A 24,996-nucleotide genomic window follows, 5' to 3' on the forward strand; every position below is an offset into this window, starting at 1 on the left:
GATTTTCATGAGCGACGCTATAGACAATACACACAAGGATGAGCAGCCCGGCCCTACGTTGCCCAAACGAAGGGCACTCAAGGTCGTCGGCTGGATCCTAAGTGGAGCGATCGCCGTTGTTGCACTTTTGCTCATCGCGATCGCAGTGCTGTTGCATAATCAACGTTTTCATGACTACGTCTTGGCAACGGTTCAGCAGAAGGCGAGTGAGAGTCTCGGAGTTCGAGTTCAGGTACAGAACTATGGATTGAATCTTTCCAATCTTGGTCTCGATATATATGGCGTCAGTGTGGATGGAGCCGCACCCTATGCCAGTCCTGCGTTGCTCCAGGTGGATCACGCTGAGGCCTCGGTGCGCATCGTCTCGGTCCTGCATGGAAAGTGGTATCTCGACAGCTTTCGTGTCGATCGGCCTATTGTTCACATCGTCGTGGATGCCAATGGAGTCTCTAATCTTCCCACGATCAAGAGCAGCGGCGATAGCAGCAGTAGCAGCACCAGCATCTTCGATCTGGCCATCCGGCAGGCAGTCCTTGATCGCGGTGAGGTTTATTACAACGACAGACAAAGTGTACTTGCGGCAGACTTGCATGATGTCGAATTCAAAGCCTCCTTCAACGCTCTCCTCAAACAATACTCTGGACGCCTCTCCTATACAGACGGACATCTGAAGTCAGGTACCTTGAACACGATCCCACATGATCTCGAAGCCGAGTTTGACGCAACTCCGACTACGTTTCACCTGACGCGATCAAGGTTTTCCACTGGACCCTCGCAGGTTCTGCTCACGGCCACAATTCAGAACTATTCCAGTCCAAGAGCAGATGCACATTACGACGCGATCATCGATGGCAACCAGGTTGGGAAGATCCTAGCAAGTTCTTCTGTCCCCAATGGCCAACTACACGCCGTGGGCAATCTACACTACGAACAAGAAACCAACCGCACAGCGCTTGACTCCTTGCTGGTAGATGGTGATGTGACCAGTCAGCGGCTCGACATCAAGACGCCTTCGCTGAGAACGCAAATCACCAACCTCGCCGCTCACTACTCACTCGCAAATGGCGACGCATACCTTAAAGATCTTCGTCTCAATGTGCTGGGCGGTACGGTGAGCGGCGAAGGTACGATGAGCAACGTGGCGGGCGACTCGCACACAAGAGTGAACGCAACAGTCCGCAATGTTCAGTTGGCCGAACTGAAGAGCCTCGCGGGCAAGAACGCTACGACCCGCAATGTTGCCGTGGCCGGAGGGCTGAACGCAAACCTCGAGGCTACGTGGGGAAAAACCTTGAGAGATCTGGTCGCACACGCAGACGCGACGATCAAGGGCGAAGTCAAAGGAACAGCACAAGCCGCTACGGGCTTCCAGGTCGTGAAGGCCAATGCCGCGCTAAGGCCAGCAAATCGTATCCCGATCGATGGTTCCATACACGCCGTGTATACAGGTGCAAATCAGCAGGTTTCGATCACCAATAGCTTTGTGAAAACTCCGCAGACCAGCCTCACGATGAATGGGACCGTAAGTGATCGGTCCAGCCTGGACCTGCGGTTTCAGGCAAATGATCTGGCGGAGATTGAGACCATTGCCGATCTGTTTCGTACGCCTCCCACGGGTCAACAACTTCAACCACTCGGCCTCCACGGTACGGCATCATTCAACGGCACAGTTCGCGGAACAGTCAGCGCCCCGCATCTAAACGGGCAGTTCTCTGCTTCCAATCTGCACATAAACGGAAGCGAGTGGAAACTGATCCGGACCGATATCGAGCTGAGCCCAACGATGGCTAGTCTCCAGCGCGGTGAATTGGATCCGGCCTCGCGAGGACGCATCCGTTTCAATGCACGTACATCCTTAACCAAGTGGGCATTCACAAGCGTCAGTCCCGTTCAAGCCGACGTGGATGCATCACAGTTGGATATAGCAGAACTCACGAAATTGGCGGGGCAGAATTTACCGGTCTCCGGCATGGTGACCGCCAACATCAAGCTGCATGGTACGCAACTCAATCCCGTGGGAAGCGGTACGATTTCCACGCAAGGGCTTGTAGCCTTTGATCAGCCCGTACCAGTCGCAAGAGTTTCCTTCGCGGGAACAGGCGACGAGGCCCATGCCGATCTTACAATTCAACTGCCTGCAGGGAACATCGCGGGCAACGTATCCTTACGTCCCAGGGATAGAACCTACGACGCGAAGCTCAACGCCGACGGGATAGTCATCGAGAAGCTGCAGCCAGTGAAAGCTCGCAACATTGGTGCTTCCGGGACATTTTCAATGACAGCGAGCGGTAAAGGCAGCTTTGATAACCCTCAGTTGCAGGCATCGCTCCAGGTCCCTCAATTGGTCGTGCAAAAACAGTCGATCACGGGATTGAATCTCCAGGTCAATGTTGCAGACCACGTTGCGAATGCCGCACTTCATACCTCCGCCGCCAACACCAGCATTCAGGCAAAGGCTCACATTGACCTCACCGGAGAATATGTCACAGATGCTTCGCTCGATACGCAGAACATCCCTTTCCAGCCTCTGCTGGCAGTCTATGCGCCGGAGTACGCCGCAGATGTGTCCGGTGAGACCGAGATCCATGCGACCATGCATGGACCACTCAAGAACAAAGATCTGATCGAAGCTCATGTGACCATTCCCACTCTCAAGATGGGCTATGGAAAAAACATCCAGCTCGCAGCAGCTGGTCCGATTCACGCGGACTACAAGAACGGTGTCGTCGACGTGCAACGCGGGCGTATTCAAGGAACAGACACAGATATTCAATTTCAGGGTTCGGTGCCCGTTCAGGGAAATGCACCGATGTCGGTCATGCTTCAGGGCTCGGTCAATCTTCAGCTGGCACAACTCTTCGATCCGGATATCAGGACGTCCGGCGACCTTAAATTCGACATCAACTCAAGAGGTTCGTCTGACTTCGGTGGCAAAATCGACATCGTCAATGCCACCTATGCATCCGTTGACTTACCGGTAGGTTTACAGAACGGCAATGGTACATTGACGCTTACTCGGGATCGCCTGAGCATCGCCAAATTTCAAGGTACCGTAGGTGGGGGAACGGTCACTGCGCAGGGCGGAGTTTCGTTGCGACCGACTGTCCAGTTTGATCTCGGACTCGCTGCAAACGGGATTCGCACTCTCTATCCGCAGGGCATGCGAGAAGGGATCGATGCAAACCTGAGACTAGCTGGCTCAACAGACTCCGCCACTCTGGGAGGATCGGTCACCCTTACGGATCTTTCCTTCACCTCGGCATTTGATATGAACAGCTTCATCAGTCAGTTCTCAGGCGGTGTATCGACGCCTCCCACTCCCGGATTCAGCCAGAACCTGAATTTGAACGTGGCTGTGCGATCCAGCAGCAACATCAATCTCGTCAGCCGGACTCTTAGCATTGATGGCACCGCGAATCTCCAGGTACGCGGAACTGCAGCCAATCCGGTCATTCTTGGCCGAGTCAACATCAATAATGGGGATGTGATTCTCAATGGGGATAGATTTGTCCTGAGCGGCGGTACAGTTGAGTTCGTAAATCCATCGGAGACAGAGCCGGTGCTGAACCTATCCCTGAAAACAACCATTCAGCAGTACGACGTTTACCTGCGATTCAACGGGCCAATCGATCAATTGCGTACAAACTACAACTCTGACCCTGCATTGCCTTCCGCGGACATCATCAATTTGCTGGCATTCGGCCAAACCACTGAGGCCAACGCGGCTAATCCATCCACTCCTGCAAACCAGGCGGCGGCAGGGCTGGTTGCTTCCCAGGTCAGCAGTCAGGTGACGAGCCGGGTCTCAAAGATTGCAGGCATCTCTCAACTCTCAATCAATCCCGTACTCGCGGGAGGCACAAGTCAAGGACCTCCAGGTGCCAATATCACCATTCAGCAAAGAGTTACCGGAAATCTCTTCGTGACTTTCTCAAGTAATGTTGCTTCGACTCAGAGTCAGGTCATTCAGGGACAATATCAAATTTCGCCGCGGGTGGCGCTGAGCGCGACACGCGACCAAAACGGCGGTTTTGCTTTTGATGCCATTATTAAGAAGACCTGGTAGATCGTTGCCTTGCATTGAGAACACCGTAGAGTCATGACCTGATGCTCGTCCTCGATCGCTAGTGCGAGACAGCAGTGCTTTTCAGTCAACTTAAGTCGGTATCACAATGGTTATTCCTCTCGGCTCTTGCTCACAGATCCGCATTGTCTGTAGGCTTGGACAAACAGTTTCGTCGCTGCAACTGCGCAAGCAGCCAACACTACCCACGTAAATGGACGCATATTTTGTGACCTCGCAGCGTTAGATGCAGTCTACTTTGATATCGAGGCGGCGTGGATTCGGGTGCGCCAAAGGGCGGCGAAGGAGTCGGAATTGCCGCGAGAGGGTTCACTGCAAGATTCCCAAGATAGCGCTTCGGGATATCTACGACGTATTGACACAGAAGCGTTGTATTGATAATCCCCAAAATGCCTACAGGGTAACGTTAAGTAAGGTTCGTCTAGTACTGCAACTTTGAGGTGCATTTCCTCATCGAAACTTATCGAATTCTGAAAGTAATGAATCGCTTATCTCCAACATTATAAAAACGCTAGACAGACTCTATATTCATCGAACGCTTTCATCTTCGTAAATCGTGTCGAGACGTGAGTAGGCAGCTTACTTCCGCAAACATCACCGACAGCAACGAGTTTGCAGATAGCGTCCAGACCACAAAAAGTTCGCTGAGTAGCGTTAATGCGACAACGGTCCTTTACCTACCGCTGTTTTCCATGGCGGTCCTCACTTGGCAGAATTCGAACACGCAGGCACCTGCATTCTCAGTAGCCGCAGGCACGTACACCACTGCGCAGAACGCCTCTCTGACGGACGTGACTCCCGGTGCCGTCATCCACTACACCACTGATGGCAGCGCTGCAACGGCGTCGTCAGCCATCTACTCCTCACCCATTACAGTAAATGAAAGCGAGGCCGTAAACGCCATCGCGATCGCGCCTGACGCTCGTCTGGCTCGTCCGAGGTAGCGACGATGTTGGATCTTTCCGATGACCGTGCCGGATGACGGTACAGCAAAGCTCGATTCTAGAGCCGCCTCTTGAGCAACTGCATTTTTGAGAGCAGCCCAAGGCGGACGCGCGTTATCATCCTCTTGAAGATCATGATGCAGGTGAATCCAAAATCCAAACTGGGACCCTTTCGAAGGTCGGCGCGCACTCTGGCATGGGTATCGGTCGCAATGGTGTCTACGCTCTCAGTAGCGACCATCCTGGCGGCCCAGAAGTTCACGACTGCCGCCGAATACAACAGCGATCCGGCCGCCATGGTTGAGGCTTACCGGCATGTTGAGGCGGCATCCGTCTCCGATGCAATCGAGCAATTGCTGCACAGGAAGAGCTATATGTCCCATCACATGCAGGCGATTTTCCCAACGAAATTTGCTGGATTCGCGCTGACCGTGAAGCTGGTCAAGCAGGAAAACAACGACCCGGATGCCCTAAGCGGTATGCTGCATGCAATTGACTCAGGGGGCGCGGGATCTGTGTATGTGATGCTCGTGGAGGATGGCTCCGACATCGCGGGGATGGGCGGTCTCATGGGCACCGCAATGTCTGCGCGAGGGTTCTCGGGTGCCGTAATCGATGGTGGCGTACGCGACGTCGCTCAGTTGAAGCGCATCGCGTTCCCTGTCTATTCGACGGGCAGCGTTCCCTCCACCTCTGTCCACCATTATCGATTCGAGGGCAGTAACATACCGATCCAATGCGACGGCGTAACCGTAAGGGCCAATGACATCATTGTGGCAGACCAGGATGGGGTAGTGGTCGTTCCCCGCGAACATGCAGCTGAGGTTCTCATTCGCGCACAGCAGTTGGATTACAGTGAACATGCGATGTATCCGGTCATTGAGAAGCTGCACTCAATCGTTGAAGCAGTCAAGCAGTTCGGCAGAATCTAGCTGCCTGACCATAGTTGTGTGCAGCGCGACGGCCCATCGCTCATCATTCGAAGGTAAGGAGATTCCATGCAAAAGCAATCAAGACGAAACCTGCTGAAGAGCGCAGTTACCACCGCGGCGGCCGTGACAGGCGGCACGCTATCCATACCATCTGCAGAGGCGCAGTCACCCAGCAAACTGGAGAAGAAGTCCTATCCCACGAAGGCCAATGCAGATTCTGCACCAGCCGCTCCACCGCTCTTTTCAAGCGCAGTATCTTACGGAAACCTTCTTTTCCTCGCAGGCGTCGGCGCGCATTTCAAGGGGACGATCGAGGAACACACCAAGCATGTGCTGGATGAGTTGGAGCAAACCCTCATCGCGGCTGGATCGTCGATGGAAAAGGTGCTGAAGGTCAACGTCTACCTCAACGACATCAACGACTGGGCTAAGATGAATACGGTCTATGCAGGGCGCTGGGGCAAGGTGCCGCCAGTCCGTACGACAGTTGCCCCTGCCGGCGGTATTCCAGGAAACTCTCTGGTCGAGATTGATCTCATCGCTTACATCTGAAGCAGCGCGCCTTGAACGTTCTGAACAGTTCCTACAACGACATCGCAATGTAAAGGAATAGCAGCCATCATGCCCATTTTTCCATCGAAGCTCTGGTCGCGGCGTCAACTCATCAAGCAGTCCGGGCTCCTCTCCGCTATGGGAGCAGTTGCGGCTATTTCACCAACCGCAGCAAACGCTGGCCCGTCTTCGGAGCATGGCGACAGCATGACACTGCCGCAGCGAGAAGGCTCAGAATCCAACAATCTCTATACGAGAATCGGTGTTCGTCCCCTGCTGAATGCACGCGGAACCTTTACCATTATCAGCGGTTCGCGGTCATTGCCGCAGGTGAAGCAGGCGATGTTTGAGGCTTCGCACTACTTCGTTCATCTTGATGAACTGATGGATGCCGTGGGGAAAGAGCTCGGCCAATTGACTGGCGCAGAGTGGGGCATTGCAACGACTGGCTGCGAAGCGGCTATTGCTCTTGCCACCATTGCCTGTATTGCAGGAACCGATCCTGAGAAGTCGCAGGCTTTGCCTTATATCAAGGCACGCGATCAGGTGATTGTTCCATCGCATTCACGCAACCCATACGACTTCGGTATCCGGATGACAGGCGCTGAGATCGTCGAAGTGGACTCAGCGGAGCAGTTGAGAAGTAAAATCTCCAAACGGACCGCAATGATCTATATCCTTTCCAGTCCCGCTGCCGAGCAAGGACCGTTGAGCATTCCCAATATCTGTTCCATCGCTAAGGAGAAAGACATCCCGGTGTTTGTGGACGCGGCTGCCGAGGAACCCCTAGTGCCGAATATCCATATTCAACATGGGGCCACGCTGGTAGGTTATTCCGGTGGCAAATGCCTGCGCGGTCCGCAGTCCTCGGGAATGATGATTGGCCAGAAAGATCTCTGTCGGGCGGCATATTTTCAGGCAGCACCGCATCACAACTACGGACGCGCCTACAAGTGTAGTAAGGAAGAGACTATGGGACTGCTGGCCGCAGTGCGCCAGTGGTACAAACGCGATCATGAAGCAGAACAGCGCCAGTGGGTCTCGTGGTTGCAGCACATCGAAGGACGAGTGAAAGGCCTGCCTTCCGTCACGACCGAATACTTGCAGCCGGAAGACCTGTCGAACAAGTCGCAGCGGCTACGCATTCACTGGGATGCTACACAATTGAAGATTACAGGCACGGAACTGGTAGCACGCCTGGACGCTGGCACTCCGCGCATTCTTGTCGATAGCGGGACGGGCACAAGGCCGGATAACATGGCAAGTTCCATCACCATCATGCCCTACATGATGGACGCAGGCGAGGAGACCATCGTTGCCGAAGCAATCTATCTCGGCCTTACGCAACCAGGTCACTACGACGATCCCGTTATCCCCTCAGGGGAGCCTGCCAAGGTCCAGGGGAAGTGGGCAGTCTCCATCCAATACACGCGAGGCGTTGGTGAGCAGCACTTCGCGCTTGAACAAAGCGGCAACAGCATTACAGGCAAGCAGCAAGGTGAACTGTACCAGGCGGATATCAAAGGAAGCATACACGCCACTGAGATCGAATTGCATTCCTCGATGGCGGTCAGCGGCAACGAGATTCCATGGACATTCAAAGGTAAGGTCGACGGCGGCAGCATGACCGGTACGGTACACCTGGGCGAATACGGCGACGCGACCTGGAAGGCCACACGCGCCTGAACTCCCTGCGAGAATCAAGTCTCAACTTGAACCGCATCCCTGTGCTTCAAACCGCGATAGAGCCATAAGAGTTGCGTACTAACTGCACCTTTTTTCAACCAGAGGTTCACTAATGCAGCCTTGTTTTTGGTCTCGGCGCACTGCTTTCATGCTTACACTCGGAATCTCCATCCTGCTATTTTCCCTTGAGAGAGCTACGGCGCAATCCCCTGCTCCGGTCTATGACCTCCTGCTGCAAGGTGGACATGTGATCGATGCCAAAAACAACATTGACGCAAGAATGGATGTTGCCATCAAAGATGGCAAGATTGGCAAAGTTGCAGCGCATATTCCTTCGAATGCAGCGCTCAAGACGATCGATGTCAAAGGGCTCTATGTTACTCCTGGGCTCATCGACATTCACGTCCATGTCTATGCCGGCACCGGCGAACGCGACTCCTACGCGGGCGACAACAGCGTGGCGCCGGATGGATTTACATTTCGTACCGGCGTCACCACGGTCGTAGATGCAGGCAGTTCGGGGTGGCGCAACTTCGAAGACTTCAAGCAGCGGATCATTGACCGTTCAAAGACGCGCGTCTTCGCAATGTTGAACATCGTGGGTGCGGGAATGCGCGGACCAGCATTTGAAAACAACACCGCAGACATGGATGGGCAAGTGACCGCCGCAATGGCGCTCAAGTACCCCGCGACAATAGTTGGAATCAAGACCGCACACTACGAAGGTCCCGATTGGAAGCCTGTAGAACAGGCAGTCATTGCGGGTACCAAAGCAAATATTCCGGTGATGGTTGACTTCGGCACTGATCGGCCAACCCGCCCCATCTACGATCTGCTCACAAGCAAACTCCGGCCGGGCGATATCTATACGCACATGTACTCTGGCCTGCGCCACGAGCAGGATGCCGTCACACTCGGTCCCAGTGCTGGCCTATTGGAAGGAAGAAAGCGCGGCATTTATTTTGATGTAGGTCAGGGAGGAGGCAGCTTCAAATGGTCGCTTGCCATCCCGATGATAAAAGCTGGCTTCATACCTGATTCCATCTCTACCGACCTGCACATCAGCAGCATGAACAGCGCAATGAAAGACGAACTCAATGTAGCTGACAAAATTCTCAATATCGGAGTGCCATTCAAGGACGTGATCGCAGAGATGACAGCAAATCCCGCACGCGAGATCAAGCATGAGGAATTAGGGAATCTGTCAGAAGGCGCAATCGCCGATGTCGTGGTTTTACGCGTGGAACAGGGTCACTTCGGCTTTACGGATATGGTCAACCGTAGGCTTACAGGCACCCAGAAGATTATTTGTGAGCTCACCGTAAAGGATGGGAAAATTGTCTACGATCTGAACGGCATCAGCGCAACTCCCTGGGACGCGGCCCCGGGACCAAACGCAGAGAAAGCATCTCGCTGGACCACGTTTGCGCCACATATAGAAGAGCAGAAGACTGCTGATAAGCCGCACTGAACTGTTCCATCCTCAGGCTATCAGGACCACATCCAAGCGTTCGCCCTTTGACCTCAAGCAGCCAAACGAAGCCGGGCGTCTTCTCTTTCGTGTCTGCAACACAAAACACTTTACATTCACAATGAATTTACATTGATGCGGTTAAATAGAGCGAGTTTGTGATCTCAGGTCCGGGCAAGTCACCCGGACGTGAGTGCGACCCAGTGTAGCGGAGCAATTTGACTATTCCCTGAGCCGCTGTCTAATTTGTTCTCCCATAAAGGCCGGGCCCGCTGCATTTGTTACCAAAATCATTTGACAGAATTTGCACCTCGGAGCTGACCATGAAACGCATCTACTTGCTCGCTGCATTCGCATGTCTGCTGTTGCTCAATGCAGTCGCGGCTTTTGCCCAATTCGAAACCGCCTCAGTCCTCGGATACGTCCGCGACCCTTCCGGAGCAGCAGTGGCCAACGCAACTGTTACCCTCATCAACGAAGAGACCAAGGGTCAGGTCACCGTGACGACTGACGCTCAGGGTGCCTATCAATTCACCGATGTGAAGGTAGGCAGTTACGAAGTCACGTCCCAGGCTACTGGCTTCGGTACCTCTACCACCGCTGCGTTTCTGGTCCAGGTGAATGCGCACCAACGCGTCGATGTAACACTCAAAGTTGGCGCGGCCAGCGAAGTGGTAACAGTCAGTGATGCCGCTCAGCTGCTTGAGACCGATTCGAGTGAACGCGGCCAAGTGATCGGTACGCGCGAAGTAGAAAATCTTCCGCTGAACGGCCGCGCTTATGCTGATCTCGCTGCGCTTGTTCCGGGTGTTCGTCGCAATACTCTGGAGAACACATCCGACAGCAGCCGTGATGCCTCCTTCAACGTGAATGGTCAACGCAGTGAGTTCAACAACTTCCTTCTCGACGGCCTGGACAACAACGCTTACGGTACTTCAAATCAGGGGTTCTCGAACCAGGCGATTCCACCGTCTCCCGATGCCATCTCCGAATTCCGCGTTGAGACAGACAACTACAGCGCAGAATACGGCCGCTCCGCCGGCGCTGTCATCAATGTCAGCATCCGCAGCGGCACCAACAGCTTCCATGGCAAGGCTTACGACTACATTCGTAACACAGCATTCAACGCGATCGGCCCCTTTACGCCTCCGAAAAATCCCCTCACCGGCGCACCGCAGAAACCAATTCTTCTTCGCAATCAGTTCGGCGGAACACTGGGCGGACCGGTATGGAAAGATCGCATCTTTATTTTCGGCGACTACGAAGGAACACGCCAGGTCGTACACGCTGTAAATCTCGCTACGGTTCCCACGGCGAACCAGTACGGCACAAGCGATCTTGCCAAGGCTAACGGCGGTTATACCTTCTTGACTGCGAGCGGCGGCACAGAAACGGGAACGCCTGTACCTCTGCGTAATCCTCTGACGGGACAAACGTACAGTAACGGCGTCATTCCATTCACCGACCCATCTGTCTCCTCCTTCGCCAAAGGTGTTCTTGCTGCTCTCCCTGCTCCTAATGTGCCCGGCGATCCATTCTCGAACAATTACGCTTCCTTGCCGGCGGATACAATCAATGACGATAAGGGCGATATCCGCATGGACGCTACCGTGAGTCCAAAGACGACCGCCTTCTTCCGCTACAGCGAGCACCAGGCATTGATCCTTTCACCACCGAACATCCAGGGCCCGGCAGGCGGCAACAGCAATGGCCATGTGAAGATCTTCAATCAACAAGCGGCCATCGGTGCGACGCATGTCTTCAACCAGAATTCCATCCTTGATGCGCGTTTCGCCTTCACTCTGACCGACGGCGGCAAAGGTCCCTATGGCGCCAATCTACCCAGCCTGATGACCGGTATCCCAGGATTACCGACGGACCCCGTCGTTGTACGCAGCCTGAACGTGCAGAGCGTCAATGGTTTTTCGCAATTTGGCAACCAGGGCAGCAATCCTCAGTTTCAGAATCCATATATCTTCAATCCGAAGATCAACTACACGCAGATTCACGGACGCAGCACATACAAGGTCGGCTACGAGTATCAGGCAATCTTCACGAAGATTGACGACTTCAACCCAACCTACGGACAAGACACGTATAACGGCGGCTATAGCTTTACGGGAGCAACGGCAAGCGCATTGAGCGGCGCCGATACAGGCACCAAAGAAGCTGTTTCACTGGCGGACTTTCTCTTCGGTGCGCGCGACACATTCCAGCTGAACAATTTCGTCGTGGTGCATCTCAACCAGCGCATGCACTACTTCTATTTCCAGGACGATATTCGTCTTACCTCTAAGCTCACCCTCAACGCAGGTCTGCGCTACGAGTTGGCTACACCGCAGTGGGAGTCGGACAACAAGCTTGCAAACTATGACCCGGGCACACAGTCGCTCATCAGGGCTCACTCCGGCTCGATCTATGATCGCGCCCTGGTCAACATGCCCAAGCTCGACTTTGCCCCACGTCTCGGTGTTGCCTATTCTATCGATCCAAAGACCGTTGTACGCGCAGGCTACGGACTGAGTTTTGCCCAGTACAATCGCGAAGGCGGCGAGAATCTGCTGGTGTACAACCTGCCCAACATCGTTAACACCAATATCGTGCAAGCTCCGCAGTTTGCCGATCCTGCAGTGACTGGTTCGCAGAAGTTGCTGCCTGTCTGCACGGACGCACAGGCTACTGCACCCTTCAATTCCACCAATCCTACGCCGTGCTTCCGCACCACCAGCCAGGGCTATCCCGATGGCTTTACCAGTCCCTCGAACGTCACGGCTGCCAGCAACCTCACCGCTCAGGCACGTTACATTCCCAAAAATCTACCTACCGGTTACGTGCAAGCCTGGCATCTCACCGTGCAGCGACAGATCGGTCCCTCAACCACGCTGGAGGCCGCGTATGTCGGCTCGCATGGCGTGAAATTACAAGTGCTTGCCGACTTGAACCAGTCCGCGCCAAATGCGGTCACTCCTACTTGCAACGCAACCGTCTCGTCTGGTTGCCTTTCGCTTGCAGCACGTCGTCCGATCAAGACGTTCACCACCATCGAGGAGACGTTACCTGCAGGCTTCCTCTCGTACAACGGGCTTCAGGCCAAAGTGGAACACCGCGCCGGTCATAGTTTGTACCTGCTCGACTCGTTCACGTGGTCACGTGCCATTGACAACGCTGCCGGTCATCTCGACACGCCGGACGGAGACAATTCGCGTATCAACCTTGCCAATCCAAATGGGGATCGCGGACCGTCCGCATACAACCAGCCATTGAACAACGTTCTGTCCGTGGTTTACGACCTGCCTTACGGAAAGGGACGTACCTTCGGAAGCGGTGCAGGTTACCTGATGCAGCAGGTCCTGGGGGGTTGGCAGTTGACCGCGATTGAAAATGCGAGCGCAGGTCTTCCGGTCAACATCACTTACTCACCGAACAGCTTTCAGCAGGTCAGTCCGTTGCTTGTTCAGCGGCCCAATCAGAGCGGGAATATCGTCCTTCCCAAAAGCGAGCGCGTTAAGATCAACGGAAATCAAGGCCTTGTTGTGCTGCAAAACAAAGTCTTTGTCAACGTCACGGATCCCGCGCTGAGCCTTCCCGATAACAATCATCCCTACGGCACAGCGGGCCGCAACTCAGTGCGCTTTGATCCCTACTACCAACTGGATATGGGTCTGCACAAGACCTTCGCGCTGTATCCTGAGAGCGTCAAGTTTGACTTCCGCTTTGAGGCGTTCAACGTGCTCAATCAAACCAACTATGCTTTTCCTTCCAGCACCTTCAGCCCGACGTCCAGCAGCTTCGGCGTTGTTTCAGCATCCACCATCTTCCCGCCTCGAGTGTTGCAGTTCGCAGGCAAAATCGTGTTCTAACCATTAACAGACCTGAGGAGCCGAACTATGAATCGCAGACAGTTCACCACCCTTGCCGGCGCGTCATTAGGCAGCCTGCTCACCCATCAACTCTGGGCTGAGCGGGCTTCGGCCTCCTCGGGTAAGTTCTACATAGCACTCATCGCCGATACCCACATCATTGACGACTTCTACGTGAAGGGAAGTGAAAACGGCGTGGAAGACAACGAGAGCATCCTCGTCACAACTCCACGGCTCATCTCCGCAAGAAACCTGATCAACTCGCTCAACCCAGCCATTGAGCAAGTCTTCCTCATTGGCGATTACTTCCACAACTACCCGTCGACCGACTACGACTTCTACTTCAAGAACACCACCCGCCTCGACAATGCCAAGGCCATCACGGATCAGTTCAAGATGCCCGTACACCTCGGCTTCGGGAATCACGATTACGATGTGCGCCGCGTACCGCGTGAGATGAGCCACCGGTTATTCAAGGCTAAGTACAATACCGATCCCTACTCTGTGGTCGATTACAAAGGATACAAGTTCATCCATCTCAATAATTTCCTCGGCAGCACGCAGGACCATACTGCAGCGGACTTCAACCCTGGAATTGGCTCGCTCGGCGAAGAGCAACTACATTGGTTTGAAGCGCAGTTGCAACAGCACAAGCCAACCTTTGTCTTCATTCACTATCCGCTCATTTCGGATGTGCCTATGGAGTTCGGCGACTATGGTCTGTATCCCCTGCTGCGCAAGTATAAGGACACGATCCAGGTCGTTGTTTCAGGTCACATGCACAAGTGGATCGACTTCGCGCATACCTACGGGCCACAGCATTATGTCATGGCCGCCACGCGCTACGATCCCAATGCATATATGCTGATCGAGATTGATCCTAAGCTGGCAACCTGGCGCTTCATGAATATAGACCTCGTCGAATGGGCCACGCACTACAGCCAGCCTTATCGATCTGCTTAGTCTTCATTTCGCTCGATCAACATTCAAGACGCCACAACAGCTCGCAAAGGAAATCACATGCTTCCCTCCACTTTCCGGATTCTGTCCTTGTCCGCGTGCTCGAGCGCAGCTTTCCTTCTTTCCTCGACAGGCATTCTTTACGGTCAGACATCCAGTGATGCGCTCAAGCTCAACCAGATCCAGGTGATCGGCACGCACAACAGCTATCACGCAGGCATTGCTCCGAGTGAGAGCAAGCTATGGCAGGCGAAGTATGCCAATGCCTATAAGGGCCTTGACTACAAACATGAGCCGCTTCCGCAACAGTTCGACAGTGGTGTTCGCCAGATCGAACTCGACATCTTTGCCGATAGCAAGGGTGGTCTATACGCCCACCCTTCAGGGCCCAGGATGGTTGCTTCGGCCAAGCTCCCTCCCGATCCGGACTTCGACCCGGAAGGATTGATGCTCAAGTCAGGCTTCAAGGTGATGCACGTACAGGATGTGGACTACCGCAGCACCTGCCAGCCTTTCATCGCTTGTCTCACGCAGGTGAGGCAATGGTCACAAGCACACCCCAATCACATCCCAATCTTTGTTCTCCTTGAGACCAAGCAGGATAAGCCTGAAGGCGCACTGGAAGTCACAACCCCGGAGACCTTCACCGCCGCCACCTTTGACGCGCTCGATGCCGAGATTCGGTCCGTCTTCGCTCCCGGCGAAATGATCACGCCCGACGATGTGCGCGGTTCTTTCAAGACGCTGAATGAAGCAATCCTCGCCGGCCATTGGCCGACGCTTTCCGAAGCACGCGGCAAAGTAGTGTTTCTAATGGATCAAAAGCCTGTCGGTCCTACCTACCTCTCGGGGCATCCCTCGCTGCGTGGCCGCGTTATCTTCACCAATGCTGACCCGGGTCAACCAGACGCAGCCTTCGTAGAACGAAACGATGGCTCTGTTGAAGAGATACAGAAGCTGGTGAAGGAGGGTTATCTCGTGCGTTCCCGTACGGACGCAGACACCCGACAGGCACGAGCAAACGACACAAGCACTCGTGATTCCCGCCTGGCCAGCGGAGCACAGCTGCTGAGCACGGATTATCCAGTGGACGAGCCCGCCCGCTGGGAGGGCCACTACGTCGTCACACTGCCTGGCAATGCGGTCGCTCGATGCAATCCTGTCAATGCCCCGGCAGGATGCAGCGTACAACCCTGATGCGCCGTGTTTGCCATTCCATCGCTGCTTAGGGCAGCCTGACCGACCGTCTTCAGGCTACCTTAAGCTCGAAGGGTAGATAATGCACCTATGCGGGTGTTAATCGTCGAAGACGAATTGCGTCTGGCCGAGAACGTGGCCACAGCTCTGCGCGAGGGCCCGGGGTTTGCCGTGGACTGCGCGGAGGACGGCGAGACTGGGTTGATGCTCGCGCAGAATCGCTGCTACGACCTGATCCTTCTCGATTTGATGCTTCCCAGGCTCGATGGGCCCACTGTGCTGCGTCGCATTCGTGCAGCGAAGGATCAGACACCCGTCCTCATTCTCACGGCACGCGACGAAGTTCACTCCACCATCAGTCTCCTGAACGCGGGAGCCGACGACTATCTCAGCAAGCCATTCGACCTGGGCGAACTGCTGGCCCGCGTGAAGGCGCTCGTGCGTCGAGGCAAGGGCGTCGCTCATCCGACTTTGCACGCAGGCGATCTCTCGCTTAATACGCTCGAACAGACGGTGCAGAAGGCCAACGAGTCCATCACCTTATCTCCCATGGAGTATCGCATCCTTGAGTACTTGATGCATCGCCCTCGCGTAGTGGTCTCCAAGCAGGAGTTGCTCGAGCACCTTTACGACTATAACTGGGAGCACCACTCGAATGTCATCGAAGTCCACGTCTCAAATCTGCGCAAGAAACTGGGCGGAAGTGAAGAGGCCGGCAGCATCGAAACGCTGCGGGGACGCGGCTACAGGCTCGTTACGCGCAAGGCGGCGATCGATTGAGACCCTATTCCATCACGCGGCGTCTCATCGTGACCGTTCTCTTCGTGGAGCTAATATCCGCTCTATGTGTGACTGGTGTGGCCATCGTTTACGAGCGGCACACCCATTTCCGCTCCTTCGACATTCTGCTGCGAGGGCGTGCGGACTCTATGCTCGGCGCGGTTCAGGATGCCGAAGACGCCGCCGATAACGTCATGCTGGACGGCACAGAAGTGAGTGCGCCCAAAGATGACATTTACGAAGTCACCGACGACCACGGACGCCTGCTCGGCCGTTCTGCAAACTGGGCCGGTTCGGCAGCTCTGGTGGAAAAGAAGCACCGTCGATCCGATCAAGGAGATAGGAACGAAGAGCGATACTACAGCGTAAGACTCAATCACAAGGAATATCGTGTCATTGCAATCACCGGCCAACGAATCGTCGACCCCGGCGACAAGGGCGGTGGCATACGCCGAGCCGTAACGATTTATTACGGAGCCTCGACCGAGCGCGTGTGGGAGGCCGTTCTGCGTGCCGCAGGCTTCTATGCGCTAAGCAGTTTGCTGGTTCTGGCCGCCACGGGAATACTCATGTTCTGGCTGTTGAATCGCGGTCTTGCGCCGCTGCGCCAGTTAGCTTACGCAGCAGCCGGTGTCTCAGTCACATCATGGAATTTTGCGCCGCCGGAAGAGGCTCGCCAGACGCAGGAGCTAACCCCGCTTGTGCACGCCATTGAGAATGTTCTGCAAGGTCTCCAGCAGTCCTTTGAGCAGCAGAAGAGATTTGTCGGCGATGCCGCGCATGAACTGAAAACGAGTGTCGCCGTCGTGAAGTCGTCCCTTCAATTGCTGGGCATGAAGCAGCGTACAGCCCCTGAATACGAGGCGGGGTTAGAACGTGTTCTGAACGATTGCGCCCGGATGGAATCGATCGTCGCGCAGATGCTCACGCTGGCAAGGCTAGAGGATAACAGTGCAGCGCAAATAACAACTGCCGCCACCCCGATCTATGTGAGCCTCCAAGCTGTCGTTCGTCAGCTCGATACCATGGCGGAAGTGAACAGCATCGCGATTGCAATCAGCGGCGATCTGTCTCTGAATGCCCAGATCGATCCAGAAGAGTTGAAGCTGCTCTTTACAAACATTCTGATGAATGCCCTGCAGCATAGCCCGGTTAACTCGCATATCGACATCGATCTTAAAGATGCGGATGGGGTAGCAGAGATCCTGATTCGTGATGAAGGCGAGGGTATCGATGCCGAGGATCTGCCGCGCATCTTCGAGCGTTTTTCCCGCAGCGACCCTTCGCGCAGCAGGCGAACCGGCGGCACCGGCCTCGGATTGGCCATTTGCAAAGCCATCACCGATCGTTGCGGTGGCGCAATTACAATCCATAGCGAACTGAAGCGCGGTACAACCGTGTCCATTCGCCTCCCTCTCGCTTCGTCTCAGCCTGTGCAAACTCAAAAAGAATTTCAGTAATACTGGCGCTTCTTCAGTAACGCTTAAGGTTGCAATGGGATAGTAAGTGAAGCGGCAGCCACCGATGCAGCAATCGACCTGCCGCAACGAATTGGAGTATCTATGCACTTGCAGCAACTTCCAAATGCAATTGGCAAAATCCGCACTCTTGGCATGGCTGCCACTCTGTCCGCCGGCCTCGTTCTCACCCTTACCGCCGCAGCCCCAGCGCAATCGTACAAAGTTCAAGACACCTGGAAGATCGGTGGCGAAGGCGGCTGGGACTATCTCGTAGCCAACCCTGAAACGCATCGTCTCTACGTTACTCACGGCACTCGCGTTGAAGTCCTCGACCTGGCTACAGGCAAGTCCGTGGGTGCCGTCACTGGATTCAAAGGCACACATGGCGTCGTCTTCGACAGCACTGGCAAGTTTGGCTACATCAGCGACGGCCGCTCGAACGCGGTAGCAGTTTTCGATCTGGCCACCCTGCAGGTCGTTGCGACGATTCCGGCAGGCACGAACCCCGACGGCATGGTGTACGAGCCGGTGACAAAAACCGTTTGGGCATTCAACGGCAGCAGCAAAGATGCCACGGTGATCGACACGGCGACCCGTAAAGTCATCGCCACTGTTGCTGTCTCTGGTAAGCCCGAGTTCCCGGTTGCGGATGGTGCAGGCAATGTCTATGTGAATATCGAAACCAAGAACACCATTGCGCACATCGATGCCAAGTCACACAAGGTAATCTCCGAGTGGTCCATCACCCCGTGCGAATCACCGTCAGGCCTGGCGATCGATGTGGCCGGCAAGCGCCTCTTCGCCGTGTGCGATGGCAACAAGATGGCCGTCGTCGACTACACCACGGGTAAGGTGCTTGCCACTCCCGCGATCGGCGACGGTCCGGATGCGGCGGGCTACGACGCAAAGCTGAAGCTTGCCTTCGCCTCAAGCGGAGACGGCAAGCTCAGTGTTGTAGATGCAAGCAACGGCAGTTACAAGACCGTGCAAACATTGACGACGGCCAAAGGCGCACGCACCATGACACTCGATCCCTCGACAGGCAAGATCTACGTGGTCACGGCGCAGTTTGGGCCAGCGCCGGCAGCAACCGATGCCAACCCCCATCCGCGTCCGTCGATCCTGCCGAACAGCTTCAGCGTGATGGTTATCGGAAAATGAACGGCCTCTTCTCCAGAACACTGAGCTGGACCTGCGCATGCCTTGTATGCGCAGGTATCGCCTTGCCGTGCAAAGTTGCTGAAGCTCAGCAAGTGAAGGTATCTACCACTCCGCTTGCCACTTCATCGACCAATCCGCAAACGATCTCTCTTGAGGATGCAATTGCCCGGGCAAAGGCGAATGAGCCAACCTTTGCCGCTGCTGTTGCCGCAGGCAAAGTGGCCGCACTCGACCGTTCGCTGGCTCGTGCAGCCCTGCTGCCGAATGTCGTTTATCACAATCAGTTTCTCTATACAGAGCCAGCTCACGGAGCCACCAACTCAGCCAACGCCAGCGCCAGCACTGTTCAAAGTACGCCTCGCTTTATCGCCAACAACGCTGTACACGAATACACAAGTCAGGGCGTCGTTACTGAAACCATCGGCATCCAGCAGTTTGCCGCAGCCTCTCGCGCATCGGCGGCCAGCGTCGTCGCTACAGCGGAGCTCGAAATCGCTCGCCGCGGACTCGTTGCAACAGTAATCAGCCTCTATTACACAAGCCTTGCCGCCGACCAAAAGGTGGCTGTGGCGCAGCATGCGCTGGATGAAGCCACGGATTTTTCAAAGCTGACGCAGAACCGCGAAAGTGCCCGCGAAGTAGCCCATGCCGATGTGATCAAAGCTCAACTCACGCTTCAACAGCGTCAGCGCGATCTGGACGACGCGAAATTGCAGAGCGAGAAGGCACGCCTCGAGTTTGCGGTGCTACTCTTTCCCGACCCACGCACCGCGTACACGCTGACAGACTTCACCACGCCCGCGCCGCTGGCCGCGCGCGAAGAGTTTGAGGCTACAGCAGCCCATGACAATCCCGAGCTCAAGAGCGCTCTGGCCTCGGTGCGCGCCAGTTCACTCGATCTGCTGGGCGCGCGCGCAGCATACCTGCCTGATCTTGGCCTTAACTTCAATTACGGCATCGACTCGGCCCAGTTCGCGATACACGCGCCGGATGGCACGCGCAACCTGGGCTATTCCGCATCGGTCACACTCGATATCCCGGTGTGGGACTGGTTTGCAACGCACGACCGCATCAAGCAGAAAGTCGCCTTGCGGGACTCTGCCCGAGTTGCATTGACCGCCGCGCAGCGCAAGCTCATCGCGCAGATCGACGAGTTCTACGCAGAAGCCGGCGTTGCACGCACTCAGCTTGCATCGCTCGACGAGAGCGCATCCACTGCGCGCGAAAGCCTGCGCCTGACGCGCCTGCGCTACTCGGCGGGCGAAGCCACAGTGCTCGAAGTCGTCGATGCTCAGACAGCGATGACTGCAGCGGAAACGGCACGCGTAGACGGCGTGGTCCGCTATCAGACCGCTCTAGCCAACCTCCAGATCCTTACGGGAAGCCTTTGATCATGCCTTTGACACGACTAAAAATCTTCCGACTGACAGGCGTTACCCTGACCTTGTCTCTGGTTCTCTCAGGCTGCCACAAAGCTGAAGAAGCACCCACGCCCGAAGTCGAAGTGCAGGCAGCGCAGCCGCATACTGGCTCGATCTCCGACTCCATCACTGCAGACGCCACTTTGGCTCCGCTATCCCAGGCCGCCATCGCGCCAAAAGTCACGGCGCCAGTGAAGAGATTCCTCGTTCAGCGCGGCGCTCACGTCAAGGCGGGACAACTTCTGGCCACCCTTGAAAACAGCGATCTGGCCGCAGCAGCGCTCGACAACCAAGGATCCTACGATGCGGCCAAAGCCGGCTACGAAACAGCCACCCGCGCCACCGTACCAGAAGAATTTACCAAGGCTCAGCTCGATCTGACACAGGCCAAGGCTCAGCTCGATCTCAACCAAAGCATCGTTGCCGCTCGCACGCAACTGTTTACGCAGGGCGCCATTCCGGGCCGCGATCTGGACACGGCCAGGGCCGCGCTCGTGCAGGCTCAAGCCGCTTACGACATCGCCAAACAGCACTTTGAGGCGGTACAGAAGACCAGCAACCAGGCATCGCTGGTTGCGGCCAAGGGTCAGCTCGACTCCGCGAAGGGCAAGTTTCTCGGCGCGCAGGCGCAACTGAGCTATACCGAAATTCGCAGCCCCATCGACGGCGTTGTAACCGACCGACCGCTCTTCGCCGGGGAGACGGCTCCGGCCGGAACGCCTCTGATCACCGTGATGGATACTTCCGCGCTGTTAGCCAAGGTGCACATTGCGCAGGTCGAAGCGCAACAGCTTGCAGTCGGCGCTCCAGCCACCATCAGCGTGCCCGGCATTGACGATCCCGTGGACGCGAAGGTCTCACTGATCAGCCCCGCGCTCGACCCCGGCAGTACCACGGTCGAGATCTGGTTACGCATCGAAAACAAGAACGGTACGCTGAAGGCCGGAACTCCGGTCCACGCCAGCATCACCTCAAGAGAAAAGAGCAACGCTCTGCTGATTCCTGCAGAGGCACTCCAGACCGCGCCGAATGGCACTAAGTTCACCATGGTGGTTGGACCCGACAGCAAGGCTCACAAACACCCTGTTACCGTAGGCATCACAACGGACAAAGATGTAGAAATTCTTTCCGGCATCACCCGCGCGGACAAAGTCATTCTTGCTGGCGCTTACGCACTCGACGAAAACACCAAGGTCAAGATCGCGCCAGCTGAAAAGCCGGATGCAGCCAAGGGAGCTGACGACAAGTGAGCACTCTCCCAGGTTTGCCAAGCGCCGCTCCAGAAAAATCCTTCTGGCTCACCCGCATCTCCACACCAATCTTTTTCTTCCTGATCGCACTCACCATCGTCGGCATCTACGCTGCGTTGCAGGTGCCCATATCCGTCTTTCCAGACACCAATTTCCCGCGCGTGGTCATCGGCGTCGACAACGGCGTGATGCCCGTCGAGCAGATGCAGATCACCGTCACCAAGCCCATCGAGGACGCAGTCAATTCCGTTTCCGGCCTGCGCACAGTCCGCAGTACAACCAGCCGAGGCTCTGCGGAAATCAGCCTCTTCTTCGACTGGAATGTGGACATGATTCGCACTCTCCAGCTCACCGATGCCGCAATCTCTAAAGTCCGGCAGACCCTCCCCGCCACGGCAAAGATCAGCACCAACCGCCTCACCTTCGCCACCTTCCCTATCCTCGGTTATGCTCTGACGGCGGACGATAAAGGCCCGCAGACTGTCTCGCAGACCCGTCTGTGGGAGCTCGCTACCTACGACCTCAAGCCACCGCTCAATCGTGTCGAAGGCGTCAGCACTGTCGTTGTCCAGGGCGGCAAAGTCCCCGAGTTCCACATCATCCCAAATCTCGCCCGCCTTCAGGCTTCCGGCGTCACACTGCTTGACCTCGTCAACGGCGTCCAGGCCGCCAACATCATCGACTCGCCCGGCCTTTACCAGGCCAATCATCAGCTCATCCTCGGGCTGATCGGCGCGCAGGCCCACTCCGCCGACGATCTCGCCAATCTGGTCATCAAGACCACCCCCAACGGCGCTCCCATCCGCGTTGCGGATGTTGCCACTGTGGAAGCTGCAACCATGCCCGTCTACACGATGGTGACCTCCAACGGAAAGCCATCCGTGCTGCTCAACATCGCCCGGCAGAGCTCTTCCAACACCGTCACCGTCGCCAACGCAGTCGCCGTCAAGATCGCAGAACTCCAGTCCAAGCTCCCCGCCGGAGTCCATCTGACTCCCTTTTACGATCAGTCCCAGTTGGTTCGCGAATCCATCGCCTCCGTCCGCGACGCCATCTTTATCGGACTCATCCTCGCCTGCGTCATCCTCTTCCTCTTCCTGCATGACTGGCGTTCATCCCTCGTCGCCGGCATGGTCATTCCAGTCACCATCGCCATCACCATCCTCTTTCTTTGGATCATCGGCCAGAGCTTCAACCTGATGACCCTCGGAGGCCTCGCCGCCGCCATCGGCCTGGTCATAGACGACGCCATCGTGGTCGTCGAAAACATCGTCGTCCATCGCGATCGCGGAGAATCTCGCGCCAATGCCGTCAAGAAGGCCCTTGGCGAAATCACCGCTCCACTGGTCGGTTCCACAATCACTCCAGTAGTGGTCTTCCTACCGCTGATCGCCGTGACCGGCGTCACCGGCAGCTTCTTCCGCGCGCTCGCCATCACCATGACCGCGGCGCTGCTCACTTCCCTTCTGCTGGCCCTCACCTGGACTCCCGCGCTCTCGCTGGCTTTTCTCGGTGAGCGCAAAAAGAAGGCGGACCCCATCGAGCCGGCGCAAGAACAGGCACACGAAGAGAAGCCCGGTAAATTCATGAGCCGGGTACTCGCAATCCATAGCCGCGCCTTGCACTGGGCACTGGCGCACCCCGTTCTGCTCGGCATCTGCTGCCTCGTGCTGGTCGCAGGCGGCATTATCGCTTACAGATACCTTGGCACCGACCTGCTTCCCGAGATGGACGAAGGCGCCTTCATCCTCGACTACACCATGCCCGCCGGAAGCTCTCTCGTCGAAACCGATCGCGTCCTCCAGCACGTCGAGCAGATCCTCCACAATACTCCGGAGGTTGAAATCACCTCCCGCCGCACCGGTCTCCAACTCGGTCTGGCCGCCGTCACGGAGGCCAACTACGGCGACTTCACCGTGCGCCTCAAGACCAAACGCTCCCGCCCCATCGACGACATCATGGCCGATGTACGCGCCGAAGTAAGGAAGACCGAGCCCGAGCTGGACGTCGAATTTACGCAGGTCCTCCAGGACATGATCGGCGACCTTTCCAACTCACCCGAACCCATCCAGATCAAGCTCTTCGCCAACGATCAGAAGTTGCTCAACCAGCTCGGCCCCAAGGTTCAGGATGCCATCGGCAAAATCCCCGGCGTGGTAGACACCCAGAATGGCATCGACAACACCGTAAGCGGCCCGGCCACCAGCTTCCAGCTCAGCCCCGTCCTCGCCGCCCGCTACGGCTTCACGCCCCAAGAGGTCGCGGAAGACGCAACCGCCATCCTCGACGGCCTTCCAACAACCGACCCGCTCATCGTCAACGGCCGCCCCTACACCATCCGCGTCCGCCTGCCGGAGGAGAACCGCAGATCTCTCGAGGCCATCCAGGACACCGTCTTCAATTCAGCCTCCGGCCACACGGCGACCCTGGGCTCCATCGCCCAGATCACCCAGCTCCCTCCGCAGAACGAAATTCGCCGCGAAAATCTGCAGCAGCTCATCCTCGTCACAGGCCGTCTGGAGGGTACCAATCTAGGCGACGCCATGACCAAAGTACGATCCACCGTCGAAGGACTGCATCTGCCTCCCAGCGTTCGCGTCGAATACGGCGGCACCTACCAGGAGCAGCAGAAATCCTTCCAGGAACTCCTGCGCGTTCTCATCCTCGCGATGGTCCTAGTCTTCGGGGTCCTTCTCGGCGAGTTCCGCAACTTCGCCGCGCCCATCGCCATCCTCACCAGTTCGATCCTGTCCATCTCCGGCGTCGTCCTCGCCCTGCTCATGACGCAGACAACCTTCAACGTCGCCAGCTTCATGGGCCTGATCATGGTCATCGGTATCGTCGCAAAGAACGGCATCCTGCTCCTTGACGCCGACGAAAAGCTCCGCACCGCGAACATCTCCAGCACCGAAGCCATGCTCCAGGCCGCCCAACGCCGCCTTCGCCCCATTGTGATGACCGCCATCGCCGCCGTCTGCGGCATGTTGCCGCTGGCATTCGCGCTCGGCGAAGGGTCACAGATGCTGCAGCCACTTGCCATCGCCGTCATCGGCGGAATCTTTGTCTCGGTGGCGCTTTCGCTGATTGTGACGCCGGTGGTCTACCATCTCCTGACACGAAATCACGGCCAGACGCTGCACTCGTAGCGCAGGTGCGCCGGTCCCTTTCCACTTTGGTGAGAACTCAGCCCCTATGGCCCCGCCGCCAGAGAAGCAGCGCGAGCAGCAAAAAGAATATC

Annotated in this window: 15 protein-coding genes; all 15 read left to right on the plus strand. The window is 56.3% G+C overall.

Annotated features, from left to right (window positions below; genetic code table 11):
- Positions 1–7 precede the first annotated feature (7 nt).
- The 15 genes from AC5S27_RS17085 to AC5S27_RS17155 all read left to right on the plus strand — a co-directional run bounded on the left by AC5S27_RS17085 (position 8) and on the right by AC5S27_RS17155 (position 24,904).
- Positions 8–4,066 (plus strand): translocation/assembly module TamB domain-containing protein, encoded by a 4,059-nt coding sequence (locus AC5S27_RS17085; RefSeq protein WP_493935773.1) that lies wholly within the window; start codon positions 8–10, stop codon positions 4,064–4,066.
- 710 nt (positions 4,067–4,776) lie between these two features.
- The gene (locus AC5S27_RS17090) at positions 4,777–5,028 is read left to right on the plus strand and encodes a chitobiase/beta-hexosaminidase C-terminal domain-containing protein (RefSeq protein WP_493935774.1); all 252 of its coding nucleotides are present in this window, start codon (positions 4,777–4,779) and stop codon (positions 5,026–5,028) included.
- 71 nt (positions 5,029–5,099) lie between these two features.
- Positions 5,100–5,960 (plus strand): RraA family protein, encoded by an 861-nt coding sequence (locus tag AC5S27_RS17095; RefSeq protein WP_493935775.1) that lies wholly within the window; start codon positions 5,100–5,102, stop codon positions 5,958–5,960.
- A 66-nt stretch (positions 5,961–6,026) separates the two neighbouring features.
- The gene (locus tag AC5S27_RS17100; protein ID WP_493935776.1) at positions 6,027–6,512 is read left to right on the plus strand and encodes a RidA family protein; all 486 of its coding nucleotides are present in this window, start codon (positions 6,027–6,029) and stop codon (positions 6,510–6,512) included.
- A gap of 69 nt (positions 6,513–6,581) precedes the next feature.
- Positions 6,582–8,198, plus strand: coding sequence for a PLP-dependent transferase (locus AC5S27_RS17105; RefSeq protein WP_493935777.1), 1,617 nt, complete (start codon positions 6,582–6,584; stop codon positions 8,196–8,198).
- A gap of 148 nt (positions 8,199–8,346) precedes the next feature.
- Positions 8,347–9,669: an amidohydrolase/deacetylase family metallohydrolase gene (locus tag AC5S27_RS17110; RefSeq protein ID WP_493935778.1), complete on the plus strand. Its 1,323-nt coding sequence runs from the start codon at positions 8,347–8,349 to the stop codon at positions 9,667–9,669.
- 323 nt (positions 9,670–9,992) lie between these two features.
- Positions 9,993–13,529, plus strand: a complete 3,537-nt coding sequence (locus AC5S27_RS17115) for a carboxypeptidase-like regulatory domain-containing protein (protein WP_493935779.1) — start codon at positions 9,993–9,995, stop codon at positions 13,527–13,529.
- 27 nt (positions 13,530–13,556) lie between these two features.
- Complete coding sequence (locus tag AC5S27_RS17120; RefSeq protein ID WP_493935780.1) at positions 13,557–14,492, plus strand: metallophosphoesterase family protein; 936 nt, start codon at positions 13,557–13,559, stop codon at positions 14,490–14,492.
- A 57-nt stretch (positions 14,493–14,549) separates the two neighbouring features.
- Positions 14,550–15,686 (plus strand): phosphatidylinositol-specific phospholipase C1-like protein, encoded by a 1,137-nt coding sequence (locus tag AC5S27_RS17125; protein ID WP_493935781.1) that lies wholly within the window; start codon positions 14,550–14,552, stop codon positions 15,684–15,686.
- Between the two features lie 90 nt (positions 15,687–15,776).
- A complete protein-coding gene (locus tag AC5S27_RS17130; protein WP_493935782.1) occupies positions 15,777–16,466 on the plus strand; it encodes a response regulator transcription factor in 690 nt (229 codons plus the stop codon).
- A gap of 194 nt (positions 16,467–16,660) precedes the next feature.
- Complete coding sequence (locus AC5S27_RS17135; protein ID WP_493935783.1) at positions 16,661–17,926, plus strand: sensor histidine kinase; 1,266 nt, start codon at positions 16,661–16,663, stop codon at positions 17,924–17,926.
- Between the two features lie 102 nt (positions 17,927–18,028).
- Positions 18,029–19,087 carry a YncE family protein gene (locus tag AC5S27_RS17140; RefSeq protein WP_493935784.1) on the plus strand — a complete coding sequence of 353 codons (1,059 nt, stop codon included), beginning with the start codon at positions 18,029–18,031 and terminating at the stop codon, positions 19,085–19,087.
- 92 nt (positions 19,088–19,179) lie between these two features.
- Positions 19,180–20,478, plus strand: a complete 1,299-nt coding sequence (locus AC5S27_RS17145; protein ID WP_493935785.1) for a TolC family protein — start codon at positions 19,180–19,182, stop codon at positions 20,476–20,478.
- A gap of 2 nt (positions 20,479–20,480) precedes the next feature.
- Positions 20,481–21,758 carry an efflux RND transporter periplasmic adaptor subunit gene (locus AC5S27_RS17150; RefSeq protein WP_493935786.1) on the plus strand — a complete coding sequence of 426 codons (1,278 nt, stop codon included), beginning with the start codon at positions 20,481–20,483 and terminating at the stop codon, positions 21,756–21,758.
- Positions 21,755–24,904: an efflux RND transporter permease subunit gene (locus AC5S27_RS17155; RefSeq protein WP_493935787.1), complete on the plus strand. Its 3,150-nt coding sequence runs from the start codon at positions 21,755–21,757 to the stop codon at positions 24,902–24,904. Before AC5S27_RS17150 ends, AC5S27_RS17155 begins: the two co-directional genes overlap by 4 nt.
- Positions 24,905–24,996: the final 92 nt, after the last annotated feature.

It is taken from the genome of Acidicapsa borealis (assembly GCF_059115245.1).